Source organism: Nocardia sp. NPDC102475 (assembly GCF_055584605.1).
This window is the reverse complement of sequence record NZ_JBVJLS010000001.1, coordinates 15,632-41,669: the sequence shown is the minus strand read 5'-3', so window position 1 is coordinate 41,669 and position 26,038 is coordinate 15,632. Positions and strand designations below refer to the sequence as shown.

The window sequence follows — 26,038 nt, the reverse complement described above, 5'->3', positions numbered from 1 at the left end:
TTCAGCGCGCGAACCGAACCCGCCGCAGCCGCAGGCTGTTCGAGACCACGAAGAACGACGAGAACGCCATGGCCGCACCGGCGATCAACGGATTCAGCAGGCCGAGTACGGCCACGGGGATGGCGACCACGTTATAACCGAAGGCCCACACCAGATTTCCCTTGATGGTGCGCAGGGTGGCATGCGCGAGTCCGATGGCATCGGCGACGGCCGCGAGATCGTCGCGGACCAGGATGACATCGGCGGCCGCGATCGCGACATCGGTACCCGCCCCGATGGCCATGCCGAGGTCGGCCGTGGCCAGCGCGGCGCCGTCATTGATGCCGTCGCCGACCATGACGATCCGGCGGCCCTGCTCCTGCATGCGGGCGATCAGTTCGACCTTGCCCTCCGGAAGCAGTTCGGCGACAACCTCATCGATGCCGATCTCATCCGCGACCGACTGTGCGGCATAGGCATTGTCACCGGTGAACATCATGACGCGCAGACCGAGCGCGTGCAGCCGGGCGATGGCATCGGCTGCGGTGTCCTTCACGGTATCGGCGACCGCGATCACCGCGTGGGCCGCACCGTCGATCACCACGAGCACCACGGTGCGTCCCGCGCGTTCCTCTCGGCGCACAGCACGACTCAGTGTCTGCGGCACATCGATACCGCGATCGTTCAGCAGACGCAGGCGGGCGACCATCACCTCGCGACCCGCCACCAGACCGCGCGCACCCAAACCCGGTAGCGCTGTGAAGGATTCGACCTCCGGAAGGTTGTCGAGCACGGTCCTGGCGTGCCGGGTGATGGCTGCGGCAACGGCATGTTCGGAGGCCGACTCAACCGCACCCGCCAGTCGCAGCACCTCGTCCTCGGTCACCGAATCCGTCACTGTCATCCCGACGACGCTCATCACGCCGTTGGTGACGGTCCCGGTCTTGTCCAGCACCACCGTGTCCACATCGCGAGTGGCCTCGAGCGCCTGATGTCCCTTGATGAAAATGCCCAGTTGCGCACCGCGCCCGGAGGCCACCATCAGCGCGGTCGGGATCGCCAGCCCCAGCGCGCACGGACACGCGACAACGAGCACCGCGAGGGCGGCCGAGGCGGCCCGGTCCACACCGGAACCGAGCAGCCACCAGGTTGCGAAAGCGCCTGCCGCCACGGCAAAGACGAACGGCACGAAGACCGAGGAGACCCGGTCGGCCACGCGTTGCATGCGCGCCTTCCCGGTCTGCGCCTGCTCGACCAATCGGATCATGCCGGAGAGTTTCGTATCCGCGCCCACCGCGGCCGCCTCCACGATCAGCCGACCGGTGAGTGCGGTAGTGCCGCCGATCACCGCCATCCCCTCGGTCACCTCGACCGGAATGGATTCGCCGGTCATGGCGCCGGCATCCACGCTCGACTCGCCGGAAACCACGAGACCGTCGGTGGCGATGGTCTCACCGGGGCGAACCACGAACCGCTGGCCCTCGACGAGTTCGCCGATGGGGACCCGCATTTCGCGATTGTCGCGGGTCAGCACCGTGACCTCGCGGGCGCCGAGCGCGGCGAGCGCCCGTAGCGCACTGCCCGCCGACCGCTTGGCCTTCGCCTCGAAATACCGTCCGGCGAGCACGAATGTGGTGACGCCCGCGGCGGCTTCGAGGTAGATCGAATCGCCGGACCAGAACGCGTCCCATACGCCGTCCGGGATGTCGGTCCGGTCCGCGTGCAGGAACATGGTGTCCAGCGACCACAGCGTCGCGGTCGTCACGCCGACCGATACCAGCGTGTCCATGCTCGCGGTGAAATTCTTCGCACCCGCCAACGCTTTTCGATGCAACGGCGCGGCCGCCCACACCACCACCGGCAGCGCCAGCACGGTCAGGATGATCTGCCAGCCGGTGACCCTGGTGGCCGGGACCATCGCGAACATCACCGACAGATCGGCGAGGGGAAAGAACAGCAGTAGCGCGACGACCAAGCGGCGGAACAGATCCCGGACCGCCGCATTCTCGGGGGCGGAGGATACGGGTCCGGTGCTATCGGTGATCGGCTCCGCGCCATAACCCGCCGCGACCACCTCGGCGCAGAGCTGGTCAGCCGAAATATCCTCGGCCGCATCGACGGTGGCGATGCCGGTCGCATAGTTCACCGAAGCGAGTACGCCGTCGACCTTGTTGAGCTTGCGTTCCACTCGGTTCGCGCAGGCGGCACAGGTCATTCCGGATACGGCGAGCGAAATGCGAGTGGTCGCAGCCTCGGGACGGGTGGCGAGATCAGTTGTCATGATTCCGTTCGGTCTCAGGCGGCAGGATCTTGGGTGGAGCGGAGATGGCCGGTGCGGCGGCCGAATCGCGCGCCGGGCGGCAGGACGAGTTCGGTGGGTGCGGGATTGCTGGTCCGGGCCGGCGGTGAGGTTTCCGGGCGGCGGGTGCGATGCACCACCACGACCAGCACCAGCGCGGCGACCAGAATGCCGTGCGAGAGCACCCGGGAGATCGGCACGACACCGGAATACAGATCACCGATGACAAAGGCGGTGAGCGCTGTCACCAGCACGCCGAGCACCGGGAGCACACCGGAGGTGGCGGACGGCCGCAGCGCGCAGTAGATGAATCCGATGCCGATCGCCAGGCTCCATGCCGTCGACTCGTTCATCAGGTGCCGGGTCATTTCGGCGCCGTGGTGATGGGTCATACCGAAGTCGAATCCGGCGAACTGACCGATTGCCAGCCCGCACTGCACGACACCGAGCAGGCCGAGCAGCAGCCGGGTCCACTCGGATAAGCCGATGCCGGGAAGTGATGTCCGCCACCTCGATCTGCGCGGGCGCTCCAAATCGGCGGCGGCGAAAATAGCGTCGGTGAGGTCGGGTGCGTACGCCGAACCGCCGCGCAGCAGGCGCGAGGTTTCCACGGCGGCCGCGTACCAGGAACAGCACTGCGCGCACTGTTCCAGGTGTTCGTCGACGCGCGCCGCGGGCACGGTTTCGCGTTCGCCATCGATCCGGGCCGACAGCGCGGTCCGGCATACCTTGCACTCCACATCCAGATTGTCGTCTGCCAGAACCACAAAGTTCCCAGGGGTTGCGCACGGGTTATTCTCGAGCCCATGCCGACGCCCGCCGAGGATGACGAGACGACTCAGCTGGCACTAGCGGCGGCGCGTGGGGATCGACGAGCCCTGGAAGCTTTTATCCGGGCCACCCAGAAGGATGTCTGGCGGTTGCTGGCCCATCTCACCGAGCTGTCGCGTGCCGATGATCTGACTCAGGAGACCTATCTGCGCGCGTTGGGCAGCATCAAGCGCTTCGAGGGTCGTTCCAGCGCCCGGACCTGGTTGCTGTCCATCGCGCGTCGCGTCGTCGTCGACCAGGTGCGAATGGCTGTGGCCCGGCCGCGTATCGCGCAGGGTGTCGATTGGGTGGCGGCGGCCGACCGTCAGGTGGGGCGGCACGATGGGCTCGCCGACATTGTCGAACTCAAACTGTTGCTCGAGGACTTGTCCGTGGAGCGGCGCGAGGCATTGGTGCTGACGCAGGTGCTCGGGTTGTCGTACGCCGAGGCGGCGGCGGTGTGTGGGTGTCCGGTGGGGACGGTGCGGTCCCGAGTAGCACGCGCCCGCGAGGAGCTCGTTGCCGCAACGCGCTTCGGCGGTAAGCGCCGCGCGAACGGTTGACGGGCTTCCGCTGGGTGCGAATCCTCAGCGAGGACTGGCTGTTTCGCGGGCGGCTGAAGACTGTGCGGCGTGATGCAGTCGGTCGTCGGTAGGCGGCCGCGCGAACGGCTGACTTCCGGCTTCCGCCGGCTACGAATCTCCACCGGGGCGCGGCTGTGTGCTATGCGACCAAAGGCTCTGTGGCGTAACGCAATCGGATCGCCGGTAAATGGGAACGGTTGACTTCGGGCTTCCGGTCAATATGAATCCGCACGGGGAGCGGCTGTTTGGCGGGCGGCCAAAGGCTGTGCGGCATAATGCAATCGGACAACGCCGTCATCGTGTAGCTCGGCAGTGGCGTTGACACCGAAGACATCCCGCAGCAGCTCGGGCGTCATGACCTCGAGCACCGCACCCGCCGCGACGACCTTCCCGTGATCGAGCACGACCAGCTGATCGCAGCAGCGCACGGCCAGACCCAATTCGTGCAGCACGGCCAGCGTCGTGATGCCGGTCGAGCGGACCAAGTCGAGCAGTTCGAATCGGGCGCGCACATCGAGATGGTTGGTCAGTTCGTCGAGGACGAGCAGGCGCGGTTGCTGTGCGAGCGCCCTGGCCAGCAGCACTCGCTGACGCTCACCCCCCGATAGCGAGCCGATCGGGCGTTCGGCGTAGTCGGTGACACCGGTGCGCGCCATGGCATCCGCGACCGCCGCATGATCGGCGGCGGTATCCCGGCTGAACAGCGCATGATGCGGATTGCGGCCGAGCCCGATCAGCTCGGCAACCGTCAATTCCGGTGCGCCCGAACCATTCTGGAGCACCGCAGCGGTGGTGCGCGCCGCCGCGCGCACCGACATCGCACGGATATCGGTGCCGTCGATCAGCACCGTGCCGCGCTCCGGCCGCAGCGAGCGATAAATGGTGCGCAACAGCGTCGTCTTCCCGCTCCCGTTCGGCCCCACCACCCCGACGAACGCCCCCGGCGGCGCATGCAACGTCACCCCATCCAGCACCCGTGCACCCCCGAATGTGATCGTCACCCCCACCATCGACAACTCGGCGATCCGGGCGCCCGGTGTCTCCATCGGGCACCCAGTGCGCGGGGTGCCCGGTGTATGGGCGAGGTGCCCGGTCATGCGGGGCCTCCTTCGCGCCGGAGTAGCCAGAGGAAGAACGGCGCGCCGAAGGCAGCGGTGAATATGCCGAGCGGGAGTTCGTTGGGGGCGTCGATGGTTCGTGACAGCAGGTCGACCAGGACCAGGTATGCCGCGCCGAGCAGAGCGGCAAGGGGGAGTACCCGACGGTGGTCCATGCCGAAAGCCAGTCGTATCAGATGCGGAATCATCAAGCCTACGAAGCCGATTCCGCCCGCCACCGCGATCAGCACGCCGGTGAGTAGGGAGGCCAGCACCAGCAAAATGATCCGGGTGGTGCGGACATCGACGCCGAGCGCGGTCGCCTGTTCATCGCCGGTGCCGAGCACATTGAGGCGTCGACCGAAGGTCAGCACAACGGCGACGACCACGAGGACCACGAGCGTCACCGGTCCGAGCCGGGACCAGCTCGCGCCGGAGACACTGCCCATGGTCCAGAACATCACCGCGCGTAGCTCGTTCGGAGTGGCACGCAACTGAAGGTAGTTCGTCGCCGCCAGCAGTAGGTATCCGACGGCGACACCGGCGAGAACCAGACGAGTCGGAGCCAGGCTGCCGCGCCGCTGTCCGAGTGCGAAAACCACTGCGGCGGTGCCGATTGCGCCGATGAACGCGGCGGCCGAAACGCCGATACCGCCGAGTGCGGCACCCGCGGTGACGATCACGGTCACCGCGCCGAGCGAGGCGCCGGAGGACAAACCGAGCACATACGGGTCGGCGAGCGGATTGTTCACCAGCGCTTGCAGAATCACGCCGGAAATCGCCAGGCCGCAACCGCAGAGTGCGGCGAGGATGACCCGGGGAAGGCGATAGTTCCAGACGATCTGGTCGACGGTGAACCCGACATCCGGTGACTTACCCGATAAGTGGGCGAGGACGACTCGGCAGGTATCGGCGATCGAGACCGTGACCGCTCCCGCACCGATGGATACCAGCATGACCACGAACAGGATTGTCAGCGAGACGGCAATCGCTGAAGGCAGGGGTATCGTCGCCGGTAACCGCCGTCGTCGAAGCGTATTCGTCATGCGAACTGTTCGGGGTGTACGAGTCTGGCGATCTTGTCCACCGCGATGTCATTGCTCGGTCCGAGGTAGATCGAATCCGACAGCACCGTGTAGTTGGTGTTCTTGCTCGCGGTCCACTGCGGGAACTGCTCGAGGATCCGCTTGGCCGCGCCATCGATATCGGGATTGCGGTAGTCGACCACGATGAGTCCGTCGATCGGGGTGACGGCGAGCTGTTCCTTGCTGATCGTCACGAAAGTAGTTCCATCCGTCCGATTGAACGGATTCACCGCATCGGCCTGTTCGATAATGTCGTTCCAGATGCCGCCCGCCGCAACGGCCGAAAAGTCGCCCCCGTCGCCCATACCCATCCCCGGGAAGATGAGCAGCACATTCTTCTTGGGCTGTCCGGCCACCCGCACGGATGTCTCGGCAACCTTGCGCTTGATGTCATCGATGAGCTTCGCGGCGCGATCGGGCACATCGAAAATCGTGCCGAAATCGCGCAGCATCGCGTAACTGTCCTCGATGGACGGCATGCCGGTGACCGCGCCGGTCACACCGCAATTAGACCGGGGCACATAGGTATTGGCACCCGCACTGGACAGCTCGGCGCGGGTTGCGAAACCCTGATCGGCGGAGAAGCCGCCGCCTCCGGTGGAGATGACGAGATCTGGATGCTGGGCGAGCATGGCCTCTCGGGGGATGTCCTGCAGGTTGTTCGGCGTGATATCGCCGGTCGGCAGGGCCGCGATGGCATCGGCGCGGCCGGACACATCGGATGAGCCGTAGGACTGGGCGTTGGCGACGATACGGTCCGCGACACCGAGCGCGACCAGCGACGAAACCTCGCCGATGGAGCCGCCGTTCATCACCACGACCCGCTTCGGTGCCTCGGTGAAGGTGTAGCTCTTACCGCAGTTCTCAACGGTGACGGGATATTTCGTGACGCCCTCGGTCGCGGCCGCGGGTGCGGTGGGCACGGATTCGGTGACTGTGGTCGAACATCCGGTGACAGCGATGGTGCCAACGGCCAAGGCCAGCAGTGCTGTGTGCTGCATGAATACTTAGTCGTACGGTGCCACGCCTTGGTTCCCGGAAATTTTTCGCATCCGTTACCGTGCGACGCGCAGGATCCCTGTACAGACCCGGCCGACCCTGCTTGACTTGTGTGACAGGTCCGACCGGACCGCAGGAGCCAGCGCATGTCGACCCATTTCGCTTATCCGGCAGGTAGACCCGCTGACCGTGACAAAACGGAACACGGTGAGCGCGTCGATATTTCGACCGTGCCCGGAGCTCGGATCATCCAATTCAGGGTGAGCCATCCGCGTGGAGATGTCACGCTGGTGGTCGTCACGGGTGAGGTCGATCTGTGGACCGCGCCGCGGCTACGGGACAAACTATTGCGCGCCTTCGGTTCTCGGGGCTCGATCATGGTCGTCGACCTGTCCCCGGTCACCTTCTTCGCCGCCGCCGGACTGGCGACCCTGATCGAGGCCCAGGCGGCGGCCGAAAAGGCCGACCGCCGAATGGTTTTGATCACCACGGTGCGCTGTGTCGATCGGGCCATCGAGCTCACCGGACTCGCCACGAACTTCCGCCGCGTCGGCTCCTTGGCCGCGGCGCTCGCGGACCCTACACCGGGATGTGCCGGCCCCGATGTAGGGTCCGCGTGATTCAGCGGAACCGCGCCTCCACGCGGGCACGCGCGTTCGCGATCCGTTCCTGTGCCAGCGCCGCCCGCTCCTCAGCCTTGTCGAGACGGCGCAGGGCCCTGTCGACCCGCGGCTGCGCCTTTTTCGCACGCCGCTCCGCCTTCTTGGCCAACCGTGCGCCGCGCTTCTGTGCCTTTTCCGAGATTTCGGCACCGCGTCCGCGTGCGGTCGAGGCGAGTTCCGGCCCGCGTTCCCTGGCGAGTTCGGCGATCTCGGCGGCGCGGTGCTGGGCCATTTCGGCGATCTCGGCGCTGCGGTGCTGGGCAATTTCGGCGATCTCAGTGCCGCGGTGCTGGGCCATTTCGGCGAGGTGCGCACCGCGTTCGCGTGCGGTCGAGGCGATTCCGGGCCCACGTTCCTTGGCGAGTTCCGTGAGCTCGATGCCGCGGTGCTGGGCCTTCTCGGCCCACCGCGCGCTACGCTTCTGTGCTTTGCCCGAGAGTTCGGCGCCGCGTTCGCGTGCGGTCGAACTGAGTTCCGGGCCGCGTTCCTTGGCGAGTTCGGCGAGGTGCACACCGCGCTCGCGCGCCGTCGCGGCGATTTCCGGCCCGCGTTCCTTGGCGAGCTCCGCGAGTTCCGCCGCCTTCTCGGCCCACTTCGCGCCGCGTTCCTTGGCCAGCTCGGCCCATTCCGGACCGTGTTCCTTGACCGTCTCCGCGATATCGGAGCCCCGCTCCTGCGCGACGTCGCCGAGTTCGCGGGCCCGTACGGCGGCATCGTGTGCGCGGCGGCGCAATGCGTCGCCGGTGGCCGAATCCGTTGCGGTGAACGGCAATGCGGCCGAAACCGCCGCCGTGGCATTGCTCGCGGCACGTCGGCCACGCCAGCCCAGCGACGGCCTGCCCTCGGTATCCGCGCTGGCGATCATCAGACCGCCGAGCAGACTCACATCCTTGACGAAGGCCTTGCGCTTGGCCGCCTTGCGTTCCGGATCCTTTTCCGCCCAGAAATCCTGTTCGGTGACCGTCGCGGGAATCACCGTCGCGGCCAGGGTGAGCGAGGCCAGGCGCGGAAACTTACCGAGGGCGAGCAGCACACCGGCCGAGACCTGGGTGAGCGCATTGATCCGTACGAACGTCCCGGGATCCGCTGGCAATTTCGCGGCGATATTGTCGGGCAGCGACTGCTGTCCCTGCTGGACCAGGGCCGATGCCGCTTGGGTGCGCGGCTCGGGGTGGACCAGCGCGTCGACCCCGTCGGCGACGAACGCGGTCGCCAGCAGTGGTCGGGCAAATCGGCGTAGCAACATGACGTCCCTTTCCTCGATGGCTGAGGTTCGGGTAACCGCGATCGGCGCCGTCAAACAACAAGATCAACACCCGGAATCAAGGTTTGACCGGGTGTTCTGTCGCGCCGAACGGCCGTACCTCCGGACTGGACAGAAAGGTGGTGATGATGTTCGTTACGGTCTCTGGATCCTCCACCATAGGCAGGTGACCGCATTCCGTGAGCTGAATTCGGGTGTGCGGATGCAGTGTGTCGTCGAGCCGGGTGCCCGCGCGTGCCGACAGGATGCGGTTCTGCTCGCCCCAAATGGTGCAGATCGGCGGGAATCCCGGGCCGGGGGTGAAAACATCGAGGTCGGCATAGGTCGGGAAGTCCTGCACCAGGCCGTGCAGCGCCTGCAACCGGCCCTTGTCGCCCCAGTACGCCATGAGACGCGGCGAGTGGTGCAGATCGCGCCGCCGCCCTTTCGCACCGAGCTGGTCGGCGACGATCCGGGAGATGACCGCATCCGGCAGCGCCACCCGGCGGGCCACCGGCGCCAGCGGGAGTCTGGCATCGACCCAGGCCAGTCCGGACTGGCGTCCGGCGAGCATGGTGTTCCAGGTCAGGGGGTTGCACAGCACCAGAGCGCGCACGTTGTCCGGATGCGTCATCGCATAGCGCAGTGAGGTGGCGGCCCCCAGACAGTTGCCGATCAGCACGACATCGGTGAGTTCCTGTTCGGCCAGGAAGGCCTCGAGCATGCGCACGTAATCGGCCAGGTGATAGCCGTCCGCGGGTTGGTCGGATTCGCCGTAACCGGGCAGATCCAGCGCGAATACCTCGTGCTCGTGCTGCAATTCGCCGACCTGATCGTCCCAGATGTGGCGCTGGGCGCCCGCATTGTGCAGCAGGATGACCGGTGCGCCGCTGCCGACACGGTCATAGACGACATCCCGACCGCGATGCGTGAAGATCGCCACGCCGCCTCCTTGCGAGTGGATAGGCGAACACCTGTGTTCGCCAGTAACACTTAAGGTAGCGCGGATCCGGCGGCGAAGCGAATTGTCCAGCGGTCGGTCGGTACGGCCAGGTCAGGCACCCGCCCGGAGGAAGCGACCCGTGCGGCGGACACCGAGGACCGGTTCCGCCACGCCTCCGCCGAAGACGTACTCCCCGCCGACGAGCACCGCGACCACCGTCGCGTCATTGCGGTTGACCATGCGCGACAGGTTGTCGAATACAGCGATCTGTGCTTCGGCGTAGGCCTCGACCGTCTCGTCCAGATGTGCGGGATCGATCACGACCAGATCGGCGCGGTCGCCGGGACGCAGATGGCCCGCGTCGATGCCGTACCAATCGGCGAGTTCACCGGTGACGCGATGCACCGCACGTTCGAGTGACAGGAACGGATGACCCGCGCGCTCGGCGTCGTACACCCGGCGCAGGAACCGCAGCCCGAAGTTGTAGAAGGCCATATTGCGCAGATGCGCGCCCGCATCCGAGAAGCCGAGCTGTACACCGGGATCGGCGGCGAATTTGTCCAGCACTTGCGACCTATGATTGGAAATGGTTGTGCGCCAACGCACTTTGCCGCCGTATTCGACAACCAGGTCCAGGAATGCGTCCACCGGATGCAGGCCACCGCGATCCTGTCCGACCTGACCGAAGGTCTTGCCGACCACCGAAGCGTCCGGACACTCCACGATCTCGGCGTCGAAGAAATCGCGATGCCACACCCGCGGCCCGAACTTCTTGTCGTAATCCTTGCGGAATCGGCGTCGATAACCTTCGTCGCGCAGTAGCTCCCGGCGCTGCTCCAACTGGTTGGACAGATGCAGTGCCGCCGCGCCCGAACCGAATTCCTCGAAGACCGGCAGATCGATACCGTCGGAGTAGACCTCGAACGGCACCGGCAGATGCTGCCAGCGGAAGTCGCCGCCCAGCCGATTGAGCACCCGCGCGATCAACGGAAAGATCTGGGCGACAGCGGGAATTGCCTTGATATCGGCCGCGGACAGCAGGCTGACCTTGAGCGGTTTGCGGAAGATGCCCAGGCTGCTGGCCGCCATCGCGACCAGACTCTGCGGCCGGGCCACATCCGGACCGCCCTGTAATGCCCGGCCGCGACGGCGCAGGATCGCATTGAGCCTGCGCCGTTCCCGAGAGGTCGCATAGGTCGAGGGCAGGGTGCGAGAGCGGCAGACCTCGCCGTCGAGCTTGTCGAAGAGCAACTGTTGGGAGGACATGCCGACGAAGCCCGCGTCCAATGCCTCATCGAGTTTCGCTGCCATGGCGGCCAATTCGGCATCCGTCGACCGAATCTCCTTGCGGGTGGCGCGATCCAGTCCCATCTCGGCAGCCCGGATATCGGAATGTCCGATGAAGGCGGCCAGGTTCGGTCCGAGCGGAAGTGCCTCCAGTGCCTCGACATATTCGTGTGCAGAAGTCCAGGACTTGATTTCGGCCATCGCCTCGATGACGTGTTTGCGCGGGATGGCCTCCACCCGGCCGAACAGATCACCGGCGTCCGATGCGTCGACGTGCACCGTCGACAACGAGCACGACCCGAGCAGCACGGTGGTGATGCCGTGTCGAATGGATTCGGCCAGCGCCGGGCTTTGCAGCACCTCGACGTCGTAGTGGGTGTGGATATCGATCATGCCGGGAAGCACCCATTTCCCGGCGGCATCGATGACGTGCGGGCAGTCGGCCTCGTCGAGCGGTTCGGCCGAAACTGTGGCTATAGAACCTGCCCGGATTCCGAGATGGCGGATGGCCGACGGCGAGCCGGTGCCGTCGAACCACCGTCCGCCTTTGATGATCGTGTCGTACATGACTTCACTCCGCGGCGGAATCGGACAGGGCTTCGGCGATCCCGGCTCGCACGACCTTGCCGGTCGCGTTGCGGGTCAGGGGCGTTGTAGTGATCCGCCACTTCGCGGGCACTTTGTAGTACGCGATGCGCTGCTTCGCGAATTCGGCCAGCTCCTGTTCCGTTGTGGCGGAAGCATTCTCGACGACAACCAGGGCCGCGATCACCTGGCCGAGATCGTCATCGGGCAGTCCGACGACGGCTGATTCGCGGACGGCAGGATGTTCGTCCAGGCACTGCTCGACCTCGGTCGGGTAGACATTCTCGCCACCGCGCAGAATGAGATCCGAACGCCTGCCGGACAATCGGAGTCGGCCCTGCTCCAGGACCCCGATATCGCCGGTGCGCAACCAGCGCTCGGGCGTGATGGCGGCTGCGGTCGCGGCCTCGTCCGCCCAATAGCCGAGCATCACATAGGGGCTGCGTACCCAGATCTCACCCTCGACGCCCTCGCCGACGGGTTCGCCGAGCGCATCGCGGATCTGCAGGTCGACTCCGATCACCGGGCGGCCGACGGTATCCGGGAAGGCGGCGAGTTCGGCCGGTGCGGCAATGGTCGCCGCGGTACTGCATTCGGTCATGCCGTAGCTGGTCACCAGCGCGGTCTTGGCGACCGGAAGTTGTTCGCGCAGTTGCTGTTGCAGTGCCGCCGAGGACGGCGCCGAGTTGAGCGAGAAGGCGGCCAGCGAGGTCAGATCGTACTTCGACAGATCCACTTCGAGCAGGCGGCTCGCCATGGTCGGCATCGCACCCCAGTTGCTGATCCGCTCCCGTTCGATCAGCCGCAGTATCCGCTCGGCATCGAACGCGCCCTGATAGATGACGGCGGTATCGCCGGTCGCCATGCGCGGCAGCACCAGATTGTGCAGGCTGGCGATGTGGAACAGCGGGGAGGTGAGCAGGAAGCGGCGGCCCTTCGGACTGCCGTCGTCGGCGCCGCCCTGGAAGGCTGCGGCGAGTGCGTCGTTGAATCGGTGATAGTCGATGACCGCCACCAGGTTTCGATGCGAATGCACCGCACCCTTGGGGCGGCCGCTGGTACCGCTGGTGTAGAGGATGACCGCGGGATCGTCCTCGTCCACCGGAGCATGCGGTAGCTCGCCGTCGCCGAATTCGGCGATCAGTGCGGGCAGGTCGTGCTGCATGGTGAGCACGGGGATCCGAACGTCGAGCTGCGCCACCTGACCCGCGCGTTTCGCATCGACGATCAGGACCTTCGGGCTGGTGTGCTCGAGGCCGTAGGCGATTTCGCGCGGCATCCACCAGGCGTTGTAGCCGACCGCGATCGCACCGAGCGTCTGTGCGGCCCAGAACGTCACCACCCATTCAGGGGTGTTGGCCGCGAGAATGCCGATCCGGTCGCCCTTTTCGACGCCGTACCGGTCCCGCAGCGCACGTGCCAGCGCGCCGACGGCCGCCGCATGCCCGGCATAGGACATCCGCCGGTCCTCGGTTACCAGGTAATCGCGATCACCCAGGGCGACCGAGGCCGCGACCACTTCGCGCAATGAGCGCGCCCGGTCCTTGATCACCGGAATCGGCGCGCCGAGTACATCTTCGACCGTCATCTCGAATGGTCCGCCGGGACCGGTCAGCCGCGCAACGGCCTGTGCGGCCATTGCCTGCGGATCGAAAGGCTTTGTCATAGAAGGAACTTCCTCATAGTTCAGGGCACAAGTACGGCGCGGCCGGTAATGAGCCCGCGCTCCAGTCGGTCGAGGGCCGCGCGGCCGTCCGCCAGATCGAAGCGTTCGGTTTCAACGGTCAGCCGACCTGACTGGGCCAGGGCAACGGAGTTGATCAGGTCGGATTTGGTGCCGCCATATGACTTTCGGATCGAAGCGCCCCACGGCCAGCCCGGCCCGCCCGCCGGTCCAGCCGTGATCTCCGGTGCACCGCCGCCGAGCCCGATCATGCGGTACGCGCCATTGGGGGCAACCGATTCCACCGCCAGCCTGGCGGTCGCATCGACACCGACGAAGTCGAAGACCGCGTCGGCACCACGGCCATCGGTGCGGTCCAGGATCTCGCGCGCGGTATCGGCGCCGGAGAGCAAACCCTCGGCCGCACCGCAGCGAGCGGCCAGAGCTAGTTTGTCCTCGCTCACGTCAATGGCGATTACGTGCGTCGCGCTGGTCGCGGTGAGTATCTGCACCGCGACATGGCCGAGTCCACCGATCCCGATAACCACCGCAACAGAACCGGGGTACAACTGCTCACGCGCGCCGTTGATGGCGTGATAGCTGGACAGCGCCGCATCGGCCAGTGGCGCGGCCTGCAGGAAATCCAGCTCCCCGATGGGCACGAAAGAGCTTGCGGGGATGCGGATGTACTCGGCCATACCGCCATCCGGACCGAGTCCGGGACACGGCGGCATGGCAGTACGTCCGGCGGCGAGGCACACATTCTCATTGCCGCTCACACACTCTCGGCAGACGCCGCACGACCAGCACAGATAGACAATGCCGCGCTCACCGACCACCCGACCGCCGACATCACTGCCGACCGCCTCGATGGTGCCCGCCACCTCGTGCCCGAGCGTCAGCGGATCCTCGCGCATCTTGAACGGAATATGCAGCACATGCAGATCGGAATGGCAGATACCCGCCGCACCGACGCGCAGCAGTAGATCCGTCGGCCCGATCGCGGGCACCGCGACCTTGCGCAGTTCGAGCACACCGGGTTCGGTGAGCTGCAGTGCCCGCATCATCCGCGCACCACCGAAAACACCGCGCGCAGATAGGTATTCGCACGATCGGAGCCGATGAGTCCCGGCGCCATCTTGTTCATGGTGTAGGCGAAGGTGACTCGATGATCGAGATCGTTGACCACGATGGCGCCGCCGAATCCGGCCCACCAGCAGACCTTCCCGTCGGGCACCTCCGGCGCGGTCTGCGACTGGGGGAGTCCGTAACCGAGGCCGAAGCGCAGCGGCAGCAGCAGCGCCAGATCCGCACCGTCGGATTGCTGTTCGAAGATCAGATCGATTGTCTTCTCCGACAACAACCTTCGCCCGCGCAGCGCGCCACCGCAGGCGACCAGCGACTGCACCGCCGCCACCGAATGCGCATTGCCGTGTCCGTTCACCGCACCGATCTCGGCCCTCCGCCATGCGGCACTATTGGCCTCCGGAATATCGAGCAGGGGACTGGTGAGCGTCTTGACCAGGATGCTGTCCTGATCGAGCGCGGCCATATCGAATTCCAGCAGCGGCGGCGGGACGAGTGGTGCGATGCGGTGATGATTTTCGGGTGCGGTGCCGATATGGAAATCGGCATCGAGCGGTCCGGCGAGCTCTTCGGCGAAGAACTCGCCGAGGGTGCGGCCCGTAATTCGACGGATCACTTCGCCGACCAGATGCCCGTAGTTCAGTGCGTGATAGCCCGATGCGGTGCCCGGTTCCCACCACGGCGGCTGGGTCGCGAGCCGCGCGCTCGCCGCCTCTGCGTCGTATATATCGGCCAGCTCGATCGGCCGCTCCCAACCCGAGACTCCGGAGGTGTGGCCGAGTAGATGGCGAATCTCGATATCGCCCTTGCCGTTCGCGGCGAATTCCGGCCAGTAGTGTGCGACCTTTTGCTGCACATCCAGCTCGCCCCGGTCCACCAGCAGCAGCGCCGACAGCGCGGTCATGGTCTTGGTGATGGAGAAGACGTTGACCAGGGTGTCCTCGGTCCAGGGCACGGTCCGCTCGAGATCGCGGTGCCCACCCCAGATATCGACGACCGGTTCGCCGTCGACGGTCACGCAGATCGATGCCCCGAGCTCCTCGCCCGAAGCGATCTGGTCAGCCAATTCTTTTCGCACACCGGCGAATTCGTCCGTACAGAATCCTGACGTCGTCATCGCGCCGCCCTCACGCGTTCTCGAGCGCCCTGGCGGGCACCGGCAACGCATTGCCAGCGGCAGCCGCCCGCTTTGCGCCCCTCGCCATTTCCCGATTCATATCGCGTACATAGGGCTCGAACTCGACCTGAATCGTATGCCGGGGCGAGTTGTAATACCGTCCGGTGCGACGCTGTTCGGCCGCCGCGATCTCGGCAGTCATCTCCGTCTCCGACGGCGGCAGGTACTTACCGGTCAGATAGGCCGCGACCAACTTGCTCTGCTGTTCGGCGAAATTCACCAGCGTCGGCAGCGGTTGGGCCAGACCGAGGTAGAACAGATTGTCCACACCCGGCTTCATCATCTGCTTGAAGAGCGGGATGCGGTTCTGCTCGTCCGGCACCAGCTTCGGATCCGAGAAGAACGGGAAGCTGATGTGATAGCCGGTGGCACAGACGATTACGTCTACCTCCTCTGTGCTGCCGTCGGCGAAGCGGACCTGCGGCCCCTCCAGTGCCGTAATGGCCGGTTTGAAGGCGATATCGCCGCAGCCCGCGCGATGCAGGAACTCCTCACTCGCCGACGGATGTGCCTCGAACGGTTTGTGATCCGGTTTCGGCAGTCCGTAGAACTCCATATCGCCGCGGAACTTGCGCACGAAGCGCTGCTTGAGTTTCAGGCTGACCTTGCGCGGAATCCACGGCGGCACACTCTGTTTGTCGCCGACCTTGCCGTTCACATACTTCGGCAGCACCCAGACCCCGCGGCGCGCGGAAACGGTGAGCCTCTCGGCGACGAAGCGCTGCGACAGTTCCGAGGCGATATCCAGACCGGAATTGCCCATGCCGACAACCACGACCTTCTTACCGCGCATATCCACCGGATCGAACGGATCGTTGTAGGCGTGACTGTGGATCAGCACGCCGTCGAATTCGCCAGGGTAGTCCGGAACGCGCGGATCCCAGTGGTGGCCGTTGCAGACGACCAGCACATCGTAAGCCCGGGTGCGGCCATCGCTGGCGGTGACCAGCCAGCTGCCGTCGTCCTGCCGCTCGGCCGCGGTGACCTTGGTATTGAACAGGATCTTGTCGCGGAAGCCGAAATGGTCGACGTAATCCTTGAAGTACTGGAACAGCTGCGAATGGTGCGGGAAGTCCGGCCATTCCTCGGGCGCCGGGTAATCCTCGAAGGCGAGCCGGAACTTGCTGGTGTCTATGTGCAGCGACTGGTAGCAGGCCGACATCCCATTGGGATTCTTGAAGTACCAATTACCGCCGACCTCATCGCTCGCCTCGAAGACCTCGAAGGGAATATCGAAGTCCTGCAGGCGTTTTGCGGCGGTGATTCCGGAGGGGCCCGCGCCGATGACGCATACCCGGGGCAGATTGCTGTGAGTCAATTCCGTAGTCCTCGTCCGAAGGATTGCCGTCACGTGGGCGGCACCGGATCCGGTGCGGCGAACCATCCCGCGCCGCCTGCGGCACGTGGAGTGACGTAGGCAACAAATTAGCACTGGCTAGACTTGGTGTCTAGTGAATGACATGATGTCTACCATGCCGACCAAGTCGAACCCGCCCGGACTGAGCCTGCGCGACGAACAGAAGCTGCAGACCCGCGCCAGACTGATGGACGGCGCCAAGGCGCTGTTCACCGAACGGGGTTATGCGGCGGTCCGGGTCGACGACATCGCCGCCGCCGTCGGCTGCAGCCGCGCCACCTTCTACCTGCACTTCAGCAGCAAGCTGGAGATCCTGCGCGCCATCGCCGAACAGAGCACCGCGCCGACCGCACTGCATTTCTACGAGGATCTGGACCGGGTACTCGACACCGGCTCCCGCGCGGAATTCGTGGACTGGGTGACCCGCGCCATCGCCTGGTTCCACGAATACAAGGACCTGCTGCCCGCCTGGGACGAGGCCACCGCGTTGGAACCGGAATTCCGTGAAATCGCCCGCCACGGCATTCTGGCCCTGCCCAATGCCATGACCTCCTACCTCGCTCGCTGGCCCGAAGACCGTCGCGACGAGGCGCGCCTACGCGTGGAACTCCTTGTCGCCCAACTGGAACGCTTCTTCACCCGCTGGGCCATGCAAGGCACCATCGATGTCTCCGCCGAGCAAGCCGCCGAAGTCCTCACCGACATCTGGTTCCCGGCCTTGCAAGCCCCCGAACCGACCTAGCTGCTGGGCGCGAGGTTCCGTCGAACGTAGTTGAATGGTGGTCGCCCACGCCGCATTCGACCGCCATATCACTACGCTCGGCGAGCTGTCGGAGGCGGCACTAGCGGCGGCCGCGGAAGGTGCGGCGCAGGTCCTCGGTCCAGAGGTCCGGGATTTCCCAGGGGATGAAATGGCCGCCCTGGTCGTGGGCGGTGAGGTTGACGTCGTTGTACCAGGGGCCGCGATCGCTGGCGCGGAAGTGCTCGACGCGGTCGGCGGTGCTGACACCGGGTGGGTTTTCGTAACCGACGAAGGTGATGCCGGTGGGGGCCTCGACGACGGGTTGGCGGTCGTGGGACGGGGTCCAGGGGTACCGATTGTTATTGGCGTAGGTGCGGATCGAGGTGCCGATGGAATTGGTGACCCAGAAGATCATCGCGTGGGTGAGCAGATCGTCTTTGCTGAAGACGGTTTCGATATCGCCGCCGTCGTCGCTCCATGCCATCCAGCGCTGGAGTATCCAGGCGAGCATGCCCGCGGGTGAATCGGAGAGGCCGAAGGCCAGGGTGCTCGGTTCGAGGACGTGCGCGGCGAGGTGGACGCCGAAACGGTGCTCCAGCTCGATGATTCGGTCGTAGACATCCTTGGGCAGTCCGTCCGGAATGGGACGCCCGCCGGTTAGGTCCCAGCCTCGGTCACCGTTGAACAGCGTCAGCTTCTGGCCCGAACCGATGTGGATGGCGTACAGCTCATCGGCGTATTTGTGGCCGAGCTGACCGGTGACCAACGCGCCGACATCGCACCCTGCGGCGGCGTATTTCGGGTAGCCGAGGGTTTCGGTCATGAGGGTGTGCCAAAGGTCGGCGACCTTCCAGAAGTTCATATCCGGATGCTTCGACAGCGGACTGGAGAAGCCGAAACCGGGGAAAGACGGCACGATCACATCGAAGGCGTCGGCGGGATCGCCACCGTACGCACCGGGATCGGCGAGCGGATCGATGACCTTGGACCAGTGCCAGAACGTCCACGGCCAGCCGTGGGTGAGGATCAGCGGTGTCGGATTCGGGCCGACACCGGGTTTGCGCAGGAAATGCACCGGGACGCCATCGACGTCGACGAAGTAGTTGTCATAGGCGTTGATCGCGGCTTCGGCCTTGCGCCAGTCGTATTCGTGCTGCCAGTACTCGACGAGTTCTTGCAGGTAGCCGCGGTCTACGCCGTAGTAGCGGTCGTCATTGCCGACATCGTCGGGCCAGCGCGTCAGCGCGAGCCGCTGCCGCAGATCGGTGAGCACCGCATCGGGTACGTGAATCGGTGACGGCTGGAGCGGGAACGGGTCGGCGTGGCTCAAAGATCTCTCCTGCACCGCTTCGCGAATCTCGGATGCCTCGACCGTAGCACTGGCGAATCGCCAGTCCCGCCGCCGGTCAGGGCTCGGTGGGCGACTCCGCGTCGGGCGCTTGGGCGTCCGCCTTGGTCGGCACCGCGACCGGCCGCAACAACACCCAGACCAGGAAGGCGAGCGCCACCGCTCCCATCCCGAGGCCGGCCCAAAGATTCACATTCACCCCGCCGGTCTTGGCTTCCTCGGCCCCGGTGTCATGAACCAGTCCGGTCACAACCAAAACGACGGCGTAACTGCCCAGCAGCGCGCCGACAATGGTGCGGATATCGAAAAGCATCGACCGGCCTCCTTATCCGACAATGATATTCAGGGCGATGACCAGCACCAGCGCGATCCCCGCGAGCAGTACCGGCCGCTGATACCAGGGCAGACTCGCCTCGTCCGGATCGTGCCGCAGTTCCTTCGGCGTCTCCGAGTACACCAGCCCGACCAGTTCGGCATCCGGCTTCGACTGCGTCACCTGGGTAACCGCCACGCTGACCACGATATCCACGACGAACGCCACCCCGGCCGCGACGAAACTCGAACCCTGGCCGGACAATTCGAAGACATCGGTTTTGTGCAGGATGAAAACCACAATGGCCGAGGCGGTTCCGGAGACCAGCCCCATCCAACCCGCCGTCGGCGTCATCCGCTTCCAGAACATACCGAGAATGAACGTCGCGAACAGCGGCGCGTTGAAGAAGCTGAACAGCGTCTGCAGATAATCCATCATATTGCTGAAATTGCCTGCGATGAACGCGGTTCCGATCGCCGCGACGGTCGCGCCGACCGTGGCCAGTCGACCGACGCTCAGGTAGTACCCGTCCGGCCGATCCCGCCGCACATACTGCTGCCACAGGTCATAGCTGAACACCGTATTGAAGGCGGAGATATTGGCCGCCATACCCGCCATGAATGCCGCAAGCAATCCGGCGAGCCCCACGCCGAGCAGCCCGTTCGGCAGCACATCCTTCATCAGATACAGCAGCGCCTGGTTATAGGTGGCGTCACCGGAGTATTTCGAACCCGCCGTCTCCGCCGCCTTGTACTCGCTCATCTGCGGTACCAGCACCGCGCTGATCATGCCGGGAATCACCACGATCAACGGAATGAACATCTTCGGATACGCGCCGATGATCGGGGTGCGCCGCGCGGCCGAAATGGAATGCGTCGCCAGTGCGCGCTGCACCTCGACGAAGTTGGTGGTCCAGTAGCCGAACGAGAGCACGAATCCGAGGCCGAAGACTATGCCGACCACCGAGAGGAAGTTATTGGAAAAACCGCTGAGCGCATTGCCCGGCCAGGATTCCAACTGCGCGCCACCGCCGGGGGATGCGGTCACCTTGTCCCGCAGCCCATCCCAGCCGCCGGCCTTGTGCAGGCCGACCAGCGTCAGCGGCAACAGCGCGGCGACGATCACGAAGAACTGCAACACCTCGTTGTAGATCGCCGCGGACAATCCGCCGAGGGTGATATAGGAGAGCACGATCACCGCCGCGACGATCACCGACACCCACAGCGGCCAGCCGAGCAGCACATTCAGAATCGAACCGAGCAGATACAGATTCACCCCGGCAATGAGCACCTGCGCGATCGCGAAGCTCAACGCGTTCACCAGATGTGCGCCGGTACCGAAGCGCCGCCGCATGAATTCCGGCACACTGCGCACCTTGGAGCCGTAGTAGAACGGCATCATCACCACGCCGAGGAACAGCATGGCCGGCACCGCGCCGATCCAGAAGTAGTGGAAGGTGGGGAAGCCGTATTCGGCGCCATTGGCCGACATGCCCATGATCTCGACCGCGCCCAGATTGGCGGAGATGAAGGCGAGACCGGTCACCCAGGCGGGCAGCGATCGTCCGGACAGGAAGAAGTCGATACTCGACGAGACCCGCTGCCTGGCCAGCAGACCGATACCGATGACGAAGACGAAATACAGCGCTACCAGCGCATAGTCGACGGGCTGCGCGTCCAGGCGCAGCGTCGTCTCGGCGTGTACCGAGACGGCATCCAGCGCCGATGTGAAAACGGTCGAATCGGCAAGCGGCACAGCGTCGTCCCTCCAGGCGATGAAACCGGACGTCTCGCGTTCTACTGTGCGTGATTGTGCCGCACGCGCGCGGCACAATCACGCACAAAAGTTGGACGGTTGCTCAAACGATGCGGTGCGCACCAGCACCCGGGACGACCACGAACGTGCGCGGTGCCTCGAAACCCGATCGCGCGAACCGATCTCGCACCGCGTCCGCGACCGATGCGGTGTCGTCTCGATCGACCAGTGCGATCACGCTGCCGCCGAACCCGCCGCCGACCATGCGCGCGCCGTGCGCCCCGGCGTCGAGCGCGGCGGATACCGCGGCGTCCAGTGCCGGTGTCGAAACCTCGAAATCATCGCGCAGCGACTCGTGCGCCGCGGTCAGGATCGGCCCGATCTCACGCGGATCCGCACCGCCTCGCAACTTTTCGGCAATCATGAGAACTCGCGCATTCTCGGTCACCACGTGTCGTGCCCGTCGCCGCAGTACCGCATCGCCGATGCGGTCCACGGCCGCCGGCGATTCGATATCACGCAGCGCGGGTACGTCGAGTGCCGCGGCGGCCGCCTCGCATTGGGCGCGCCGTCGCGCATAACCACCGTCGATCAGTGCGTGCGGCTGTCCGGTATCGATCACCAACAGCTCCAGCCCGAATCGATCGAGATCGAACGGAATCTGTTCGTGCGCGACACCGTCGTGCGCGACCAGTCGCCGCACATCCAGGAACAACGCATGTCCCGCCGTGCACAGAATCGATGCGGACTGATCGAGCAGCCCGGTCGGCACCCCGGCGTAGTCGTTCTCGGCGGCGCGGGCCAGATCGATCAACTCCCGATCGGTGACGGTGGGCGCGAACAGATCTCGCAGCGCGACCGCCACCGCGCACGACAGTGCCGCCGAGGACGACAATCCGGCGCCGATCGGGACCGCACCGTCCAACTCCAGGTCGATGCCGTCGCGCGCATATCCGCGCAGCGCGAATTCGGACACAACGCCCAGCGGATACCGCGACCATCCGGGCACCCGATCCCGTTCGGTGGCAAGCTCGCTCACCGCGACCAGCACCGTCTCACCCGGCCGCTGTCGCGAGACCACCCGGACCCGGCCGTCGGTTCGCGCTTCCGCCCGACACTCGACTACCAGCGGCAATGCGATGGGCAGCACGAAACCGTCGTTGTAATCGGTGTGTTCACCGATGATGTTGACCCGCCCCGGCGCCACCCACTTCGGCACGAATTCCTCGCTTCGTCACGTTGCCAGTGCCCACGCATGTCATCCCAGCGACCCTGGGCACCACACCCTACGAGACACGCCGCCGGAGCACGTCTTTCACCCCGCTCGGATGCGTGATCGATCGTTCTGACGCACAGTCGATTTTGACGCAATACCGGCCTAAAAAATCCGGCCGATGGTTATGGGAGGGCATTATGATTCAGACAACCCCACGCGGCGGCCTACTCGGGCTGCAGTGGATCGATCGACTACTCCCGCCCATGGGCAGGCCGGACCGCGGCGATCAGCGTGACTCCGGAGCTCCACTGACGATCGAGATCGGCGCGGCGACGGGGGTCGGCCCGACGGCTATGTCGGCCTTCGATGCGGCACTGCGTGACCTGGGAGTAGGTGATGCCAACTTGATCCGCCTGTCATCGGTCATTCCACCGCGCGCCGTTCTGGTCCGAAACGGTCGCGTCCGCAAGCCGATTCCCTGGGGTGATCGGCTCTACTGTGTCTACGCCGCGCAGCATGCGAATGCGGCGGGCGAGCGCGCGAGCGCGGGCATCGGCTGGGTGCTGCGCGACGACGGTTCCGGCGCCGGACTTTTCGTCGAGCACGAGGCGGAGACGGCCGCGCAGGTCGCGACGCTGATTCGCGCGAGTTTGACCGATATGACCCGCAACCGGCCGGAACGGTTCGGCCCGGTTCAACTCTGCACCACCGAGGCTCGCTCCGATGGCACGCCGACCTGCGCGCTGGTGCTCGCGGCGTACCACACGACACCGTGGGGTCAACAATGACAGCATCGCGCAGCGATTTCATGGGGGGTGGTGGTCGGGCGACGGGTGGGCTGCCTGAGCTGAGAGTCACGATCGAATCGACCATTCCGGACGACCGCATCGATATGTTCCACCTGCTGTACGAGGAGGCCTTCGGACCCTTGCGCACCAAGGCCATTGCCAGGCAGGTACTGCATCGATCCGAATTCCGCGAGGAGATGATCGACCCGCGGGTCGCCAAACATGTGGCGCGCACCGTGACCGGCGAACCCATCGGCGTGACGACGCTGACCAAACATCTCGAGACCGTCCCGTGGATCAGTCCGGAGTATTTCGCCGCCCGCTATCCCGAACATGCGGCGCGCGATGCGATCTATTACGCGGGTTTCACCCTTGTTGCGCCAAGTGCCCGACAAGGGGCGGCGTTTCATGCCATGATCAAATCAGTTGTCCAGGTATTGGTGGCCGAGCGCGCGGCGGTCGGTTGGGACATCTGCTCGTATAACAACACTCGGTTTTCCTTCGCCGACAGCATTCGAGCGGTGCTCGATGAGCAAGAGGCGAACGTCGAAGTCGCGGTGGAGGATTCGCAGACCTACTACGCGGCGCGATTCACTGGGGATGGAGCGACCAAGGGGGGCTGATGACCGTCCGCGAAGAGCAGCCGACCATCGTTCGGCACCGCCTCGAAATGCGGTGGTGCACAGTACTTCTCGCGCTGACAGCAGTCGGTCTCGTGGTGCTGCTCTGCATCGACGTCCGGCCGTTGTCGCTGCTGACCATGGCCGCCGTGGTGCTCGGCGCGCTCACCATGATCTGTATCGGCCTGCGGCGATATCGTCCCGAGCGGCCGGTGCCCTGGTATCTGCTCTCGGCATCGGCCGTGCTGTTCGCGGCGGGTACGGTCATCCGCGAGGTAGACGGCCACGCGCTGCACCCGGTCGACGACCTGTTCACTCTCGCAGGCTATTTCGGCACCGGGGTGGCCGCGGCGCTGTGGTTGCGCCCGCGCCAGGCCCGGCCCAACTACGATCTGCTGCTCGACTCGGCGCTCATCGGACTAGGCGCACTGCTGGCCTCGTGGACATTTCTGATCTCACCGATCCTGCAGTCGCACGACACCACCGCGAACACTCTGGTGGCCGCGACCTATCCGGTGCTCGACGCCCTGCTGCTGACCCTGGTCGCGCATTCGATGGCGACCGCGACCCGTTCGGAGACCTCGCTGCGTCTGCTGCACGTCGGGTTGATCGCCGTGCTGATCGGCGATTTCGGGTACAGCCTCGACGCCGTCGGTCGCGCACCCGTCGTGCACGAGTTGCTGCTGGTGCCGTTGCTGGTGGCCTATCCGATCGTCGGTGTCGCCGCGCTGCATCCGACCATGGCGAGTCTCGGTGCGCCCCGGCACATCCACCCGCACCACTCGCGGCAGCGGGCCAGCTTCATCGCCGTCGCGTTGATCGTGGCCTCGCTGATTCCGGTGGTCGGCTCCAGTCTGGACACCCTCGATCGGGTGGTGGTCTCGTCACTGTGCGCGCTGCTGCTCATCGGCGTGCTGGTGCGCAGCGAGCGCGCGATTGTCCGCAGTGCGCGCAGTGAACGGCGTGCGCAGTATCAGGCCGACCACGACATGCTCACCGGCTTGCTGAACCGGTCCGCGCTGCTGCGCGCGCTGAATCGCAATCAGGAGCACTGGATCGAGCAGCCGCTGTGTCTGCTGTTCATCGACCTCGACGGCTTCAAGATGGTCAATGACAGTTACGGCCATGCGGTCGGCGACGAGCTGATCGCCAATGCGGCATCGCGGATCCGGCACATCATCCGGCGCGACGATGTGGTGGCCCGTTACGGCGGCGACGAATTCGTGGTGCTCGCACCGCTGGATCGACAGGAGGCCACCATGCTCGCGGAGCGACTACTCGGCGCCTTCGTTCGGCCGTTCGAGCTGAGCGCGGGCGAAATTCCGATCACCGCGAGTGTCGGCCTGGCCTGCAGCAGCCCACGCAGCTCCGACGACACCATCTACGACCTCATCCGGGACGCGGATTCGGCGATGTACCACGCGAAGGAGTACTCGCTCGGCTACGCCTTCCACGACGATCTGCGCCACGGTGCGGAACCGCGACACAACACCGCCGACTCGGGACGCCGGATCTGGCGCCCGAGCGGCCGCTCCCATAACGCCAACGGTAAATCCGCCAGCACCGCGGTCTAGTCCGAGAGCTCGTCGAGCAGTCGCCGCGCTTCCTCCAACTCGGCCTGTAACTGCTGCACCTTGGACTCCTGGACCACCCGGGCCGCCTCCAGGATTCCGGCAACCACCTCGGCCACCTCCGGATGCAGCACCTTGGCCGCCTGCGCCACCGCGGAGCTGGTCACCGGCAGACCGCGCACGGACTTCTTCTTGCCGCTGACCACGTCGACCGACCATTCGCCGTCCGCGGTACCGGTGAGCGTCACCGTGACCTCCGGCGCCTTCGCCTTGCTCCGCGCGGCGGTCGTCGCCTTCGCCGCGGGCTTCGCCGCGCCCGCGGGTGTCGCGGATTTGGCCGGTTCCGCCGCGGCGGCAACGGGTTTCGGGGCCGGGGCGGGCGGGGTCGGGCTCGGGGCCGGCCGGGGGGCCGGTGTCGCGGTGCTCGTCAAGGTCGACGGCTGGGTCACGATGGATTCCTTCCTGGTTGTCGACTTCGGCTGGGCAGAGCTTGTGGTTGCCGCCTTATCCCGTGGCGGCTTGGTCAACGTGACTTCGGTCGGAGAAAAGGACAGTACATCCTTCGATCCGGTCGGCTTGACCCGCAGGAAGTCACTCTCGGATCGATCACCTATCTCGACCACCTTGCCGGACCGTCCTTCCGGCACGCCCACCGCGGCCGCGGTGAACCACACCATCGGCGGGCGGCCGCCGGCGATGTCCGTGGCGATCTGCTGAATCTCAGTGTCCGACAACGGCTGTGGTTTCGTTCGTGGGGACGGCATGGTGAACTCCGAGCGGTATTCGTGGATGGCTGCGTGCACAGATGATGCCGCACACCACCGACAGA

General features: G+C 65.5%; 24 protein-coding genes. 7 read left to right on the top strand and 17 right to left on the bottom strand.

Annotated features, from left to right (window positions below; genetic code table 11):
• Window position 1: 1 nt before the first annotated feature.
• Both ACZ60G_RS00185 and ACZ60G_RS00180 read right to left on the bottom strand, forming a co-directional pair.
• The gene (locus ACZ60G_RS00185) at window positions 2–2,260 is read right to left on the bottom strand and encodes a heavy metal translocating P-type ATPase (protein WP_465805926.1); all 2,259 of its coding nucleotides are present in this window, start codon (window positions 2,258–2,260) and stop codon (window positions 2–4) included.
• Between the two features lie 14 nt (window positions 2,261–2,274).
• The gene (locus ACZ60G_RS00180; RefSeq protein WP_465805924.1) at window positions 2,275–3,018 is read right to left on the bottom strand and encodes a zf-HC2 domain-containing protein; all 744 of its coding nucleotides are present in this window, start codon (window positions 3,016–3,018) and stop codon (window positions 2,275–2,277) included.
• A gap of 66 nt (window positions 3,019–3,084) precedes the next feature.
• Here ACZ60G_RS00180 and sigC point away from each other — a divergent pair, with 66 nt between their 5' ends.
• Entirely contained in the window at window positions 3,085–3,651 is a 567-nt protein-coding gene (gene sigC / locus ACZ60G_RS00175) for an RNA polymerase sigma factor SigC (protein ID WP_465805922.1), read from the top strand.
• A gap of 236 nt (window positions 3,652–3,887) precedes the next feature.
• Here sigC and ACZ60G_RS00170 read toward each other — a convergent pair whose 3' ends face one another.
• The 3 genes from ACZ60G_RS00170 to ACZ60G_RS00160 all read right to left on the bottom strand — a co-directional run bounded on the left by ACZ60G_RS00170 (window position 3,888) and on the right by ACZ60G_RS00160 (window position 6,855).
• Entirely contained in the window at window positions 3,888–4,769 is an 882-nt protein-coding gene (locus ACZ60G_RS00170; RefSeq protein ID WP_465805920.1) for an ABC transporter ATP-binding protein, read from the bottom strand.
• A complete protein-coding gene (locus tag ACZ60G_RS00165; protein ID WP_465805918.1) occupies window positions 4,766–5,731 on the bottom strand; it encodes a FecCD family ABC transporter permease in 966 nt (321 codons plus the stop codon). The genes ACZ60G_RS00170 and ACZ60G_RS00165 overlap by 4 nt, the downstream gene beginning before the upstream one ends.
• An 80-nt stretch (window positions 5,732–5,811) precedes the next feature.
• Window positions 5,812–6,855, bottom strand: a complete 1,044-nt coding sequence (locus ACZ60G_RS00160) for an ABC transporter substrate-binding protein (protein ID WP_465805916.1) — start codon at window positions 6,853–6,855, stop codon at window positions 5,812–5,814.
• Between the two features lie 144 nt (window positions 6,856–6,999).
• Here ACZ60G_RS00160 and ACZ60G_RS00155 point away from each other — a divergent pair, with 144 nt between their 5' ends.
• The gene (locus tag ACZ60G_RS00155; protein WP_465805914.1) at window positions 7,000–7,473 is read left to right on the top strand and encodes an STAS domain-containing protein; all 474 of its coding nucleotides are present in this window, start codon (window positions 7,000–7,002) and stop codon (window positions 7,471–7,473) included.
• 1 nt (window position 7,474) lies between these two features.
• Here ACZ60G_RS00155 and ACZ60G_RS00150 read toward each other — a convergent pair whose 3' ends face one another.
• The 7 genes from ACZ60G_RS00150 to ACZ60G_RS00120 form a co-directional block, all read right to left on the bottom strand.
• Complete coding sequence (locus ACZ60G_RS00150) at window positions 7,475–8,761, bottom strand: DoxX family protein (protein WP_465805912.1); 1,287 nt, start codon at window positions 8,759–8,761, stop codon at window positions 7,475–7,477.
• A 76-nt stretch (window positions 8,762–8,837) separates the two neighbouring features.
• A complete protein-coding gene (locus ACZ60G_RS00145) occupies window positions 8,838–9,701 on the bottom strand; it encodes an alpha/beta fold hydrolase (protein ID WP_465805910.1) in 864 nt (287 codons plus the stop codon).
• Window positions 9,702–9,812: 111 nt separating this feature from the next.
• Complete coding sequence (locus tag ACZ60G_RS00140; protein WP_465805909.1) at window positions 9,813–11,555, bottom strand: N-acyl-D-amino-acid deacylase family protein; 1,743 nt, start codon at window positions 11,553–11,555, stop codon at window positions 9,813–9,815.
• Between the two features lie 4 nt (window positions 11,556–11,559).
• Window positions 11,560–13,239, bottom strand: coding sequence for a steroid-24-oyl-CoA synthetase (gene casG / locus ACZ60G_RS00135; RefSeq protein WP_465805907.1), 1,680 nt, complete (start codon window positions 13,237–13,239; stop codon window positions 11,560–11,562).
• A gap of 20 nt (window positions 13,240–13,259) precedes the next feature.
• Window positions 13,260–14,300, bottom strand: a complete 1,041-nt coding sequence (locus tag ACZ60G_RS00130) for an NAD(P)-dependent alcohol dehydrogenase (protein WP_465806698.1) — start codon at window positions 14,298–14,300, stop codon at window positions 13,260–13,262.
• Window positions 14,300–15,439, bottom strand: coding sequence for a serine hydrolase domain-containing protein (locus ACZ60G_RS00125; RefSeq protein ID WP_465805905.1), 1,140 nt, complete (start codon window positions 15,437–15,439; stop codon window positions 14,300–14,302). The genes ACZ60G_RS00130 and ACZ60G_RS00125 overlap by 1 nt, the downstream gene beginning before the upstream one ends.
• Window positions 15,440–15,449: 10 nt before the next feature.
• Entirely contained in the window at window positions 15,450–16,817 is a 1,368-nt protein-coding gene (locus ACZ60G_RS00120) for a flavin-containing monooxygenase (RefSeq protein ID WP_465805903.1), read from the bottom strand.
• A gap of 154 nt (window positions 16,818–16,971) precedes the next feature.
• On the opposite strand from ACZ60G_RS00120, the gene ACZ60G_RS00115 reads away from it, so the two are divergent.
• The gene (locus ACZ60G_RS00115) at window positions 16,972–17,598 is read left to right on the top strand and encodes a TetR/AcrR family transcriptional regulator (protein ID WP_465805901.1); all 627 of its coding nucleotides are present in this window, start codon (window positions 16,972–16,974) and stop codon (window positions 17,596–17,598) included.
• A gap of 100 nt (window positions 17,599–17,698) precedes the next feature.
• Here ACZ60G_RS00115 and ACZ60G_RS00110 read toward each other — a convergent pair whose 3' ends face one another.
• The 4 genes from ACZ60G_RS00110 to galK all read right to left on the bottom strand — a co-directional run bounded on the left by ACZ60G_RS00110 (window position 17,699) and on the right by galK (window position 22,233).
• The gene (locus tag ACZ60G_RS00110) at window positions 17,699–18,928 is read right to left on the bottom strand and encodes an epoxide hydrolase family protein (RefSeq protein WP_465805899.1); all 1,230 of its coding nucleotides are present in this window, start codon (window positions 18,926–18,928) and stop codon (window positions 17,699–17,701) included.
• Between the two features lie 76 nt (window positions 18,929–19,004).
• On the bottom strand, window positions 19,005–19,259 hold the full coding sequence (locus tag ACZ60G_RS00105) for a hypothetical protein (RefSeq protein ID WP_465805897.1): 255 nt from the start codon (window positions 19,257–19,259) through the stop codon (window positions 19,005–19,007).
• 12 nt (window positions 19,260–19,271) lie between these two features.
• Complete coding sequence (locus ACZ60G_RS00100) at window positions 19,272–20,978, bottom strand: sodium:solute symporter family protein (RefSeq protein WP_465806696.1); 1,707 nt, start codon at window positions 20,976–20,978, stop codon at window positions 19,272–19,274.
• A 139-nt stretch (window positions 20,979–21,117) separates the two neighbouring features.
• Window positions 21,118–22,233 carry a galactokinase gene (gene galK, locus ACZ60G_RS00095; RefSeq protein ID WP_465805896.1) on the bottom strand — a complete coding sequence of 372 codons (1,116 nt, stop codon included), beginning with the start codon at window positions 22,231–22,233 and terminating at the stop codon, window positions 21,118–21,120.
• A gap of 194 nt (window positions 22,234–22,427) precedes the next feature.
• On the opposite strand from galK, the gene ACZ60G_RS00090 reads away from it, so the two are divergent.
• Genes ACZ60G_RS00090 through ACZ60G_RS00080 form a run of 3 tightly spaced genes read left to right on the top strand, consistent with a single transcriptional unit; the run spans window position 22,428 to window position 25,212 of the window.
• Window positions 22,428–23,018 (top strand): pyruvoyl-dependent arginine decarboxylase, encoded by a 591-nt coding sequence (locus ACZ60G_RS00090; RefSeq protein ID WP_465805894.1) that lies wholly within the window; start codon window positions 22,428–22,430, stop codon window positions 23,016–23,018.
• The gene (locus tag ACZ60G_RS00085) at window positions 23,015–23,641 is read left to right on the top strand and encodes a hypothetical protein (protein ID WP_465805892.1); all 627 of its coding nucleotides are present in this window, start codon (window positions 23,015–23,017) and stop codon (window positions 23,639–23,641) included. The genes ACZ60G_RS00090 and ACZ60G_RS00085 overlap by 4 nt, the downstream gene beginning before the upstream one ends.
• Entirely contained in the window at window positions 23,641–25,212 is a 1,572-nt protein-coding gene (locus ACZ60G_RS00080; protein ID WP_465805890.1) for a diguanylate cyclase domain-containing protein, read from the top strand. The genes ACZ60G_RS00085 and ACZ60G_RS00080 overlap by 1 nt, the downstream gene beginning before the upstream one ends.
• On the opposite strand, the gene ACZ60G_RS00075 is transcribed toward ACZ60G_RS00080, so the two are convergent.
• Complete coding sequence (locus ACZ60G_RS00075) at window positions 25,209–25,658, bottom strand: DUF6319 family protein (RefSeq protein ID WP_465805888.1); 450 nt, start codon at window positions 25,656–25,658, stop codon at window positions 25,209–25,211. The genes ACZ60G_RS00080 and ACZ60G_RS00075 overlap by 4 nt on opposite strands.
• On the opposite strand from ACZ60G_RS00075, the gene ACZ60G_RS00070 reads away from it, so the two are divergent.
• The gene (locus ACZ60G_RS00070) at window positions 25,630–25,926 is read left to right on the top strand and encodes a hypothetical protein (protein ID WP_465805886.1); all 297 of its coding nucleotides are present in this window, start codon (window positions 25,630–25,632) and stop codon (window positions 25,924–25,926) included. The two genes, ACZ60G_RS00075 and ACZ60G_RS00070, sit on opposite strands and share 29 nt — an antisense overlap.
• Window positions 25,927–26,038: the final 112 nt, after the last annotated feature.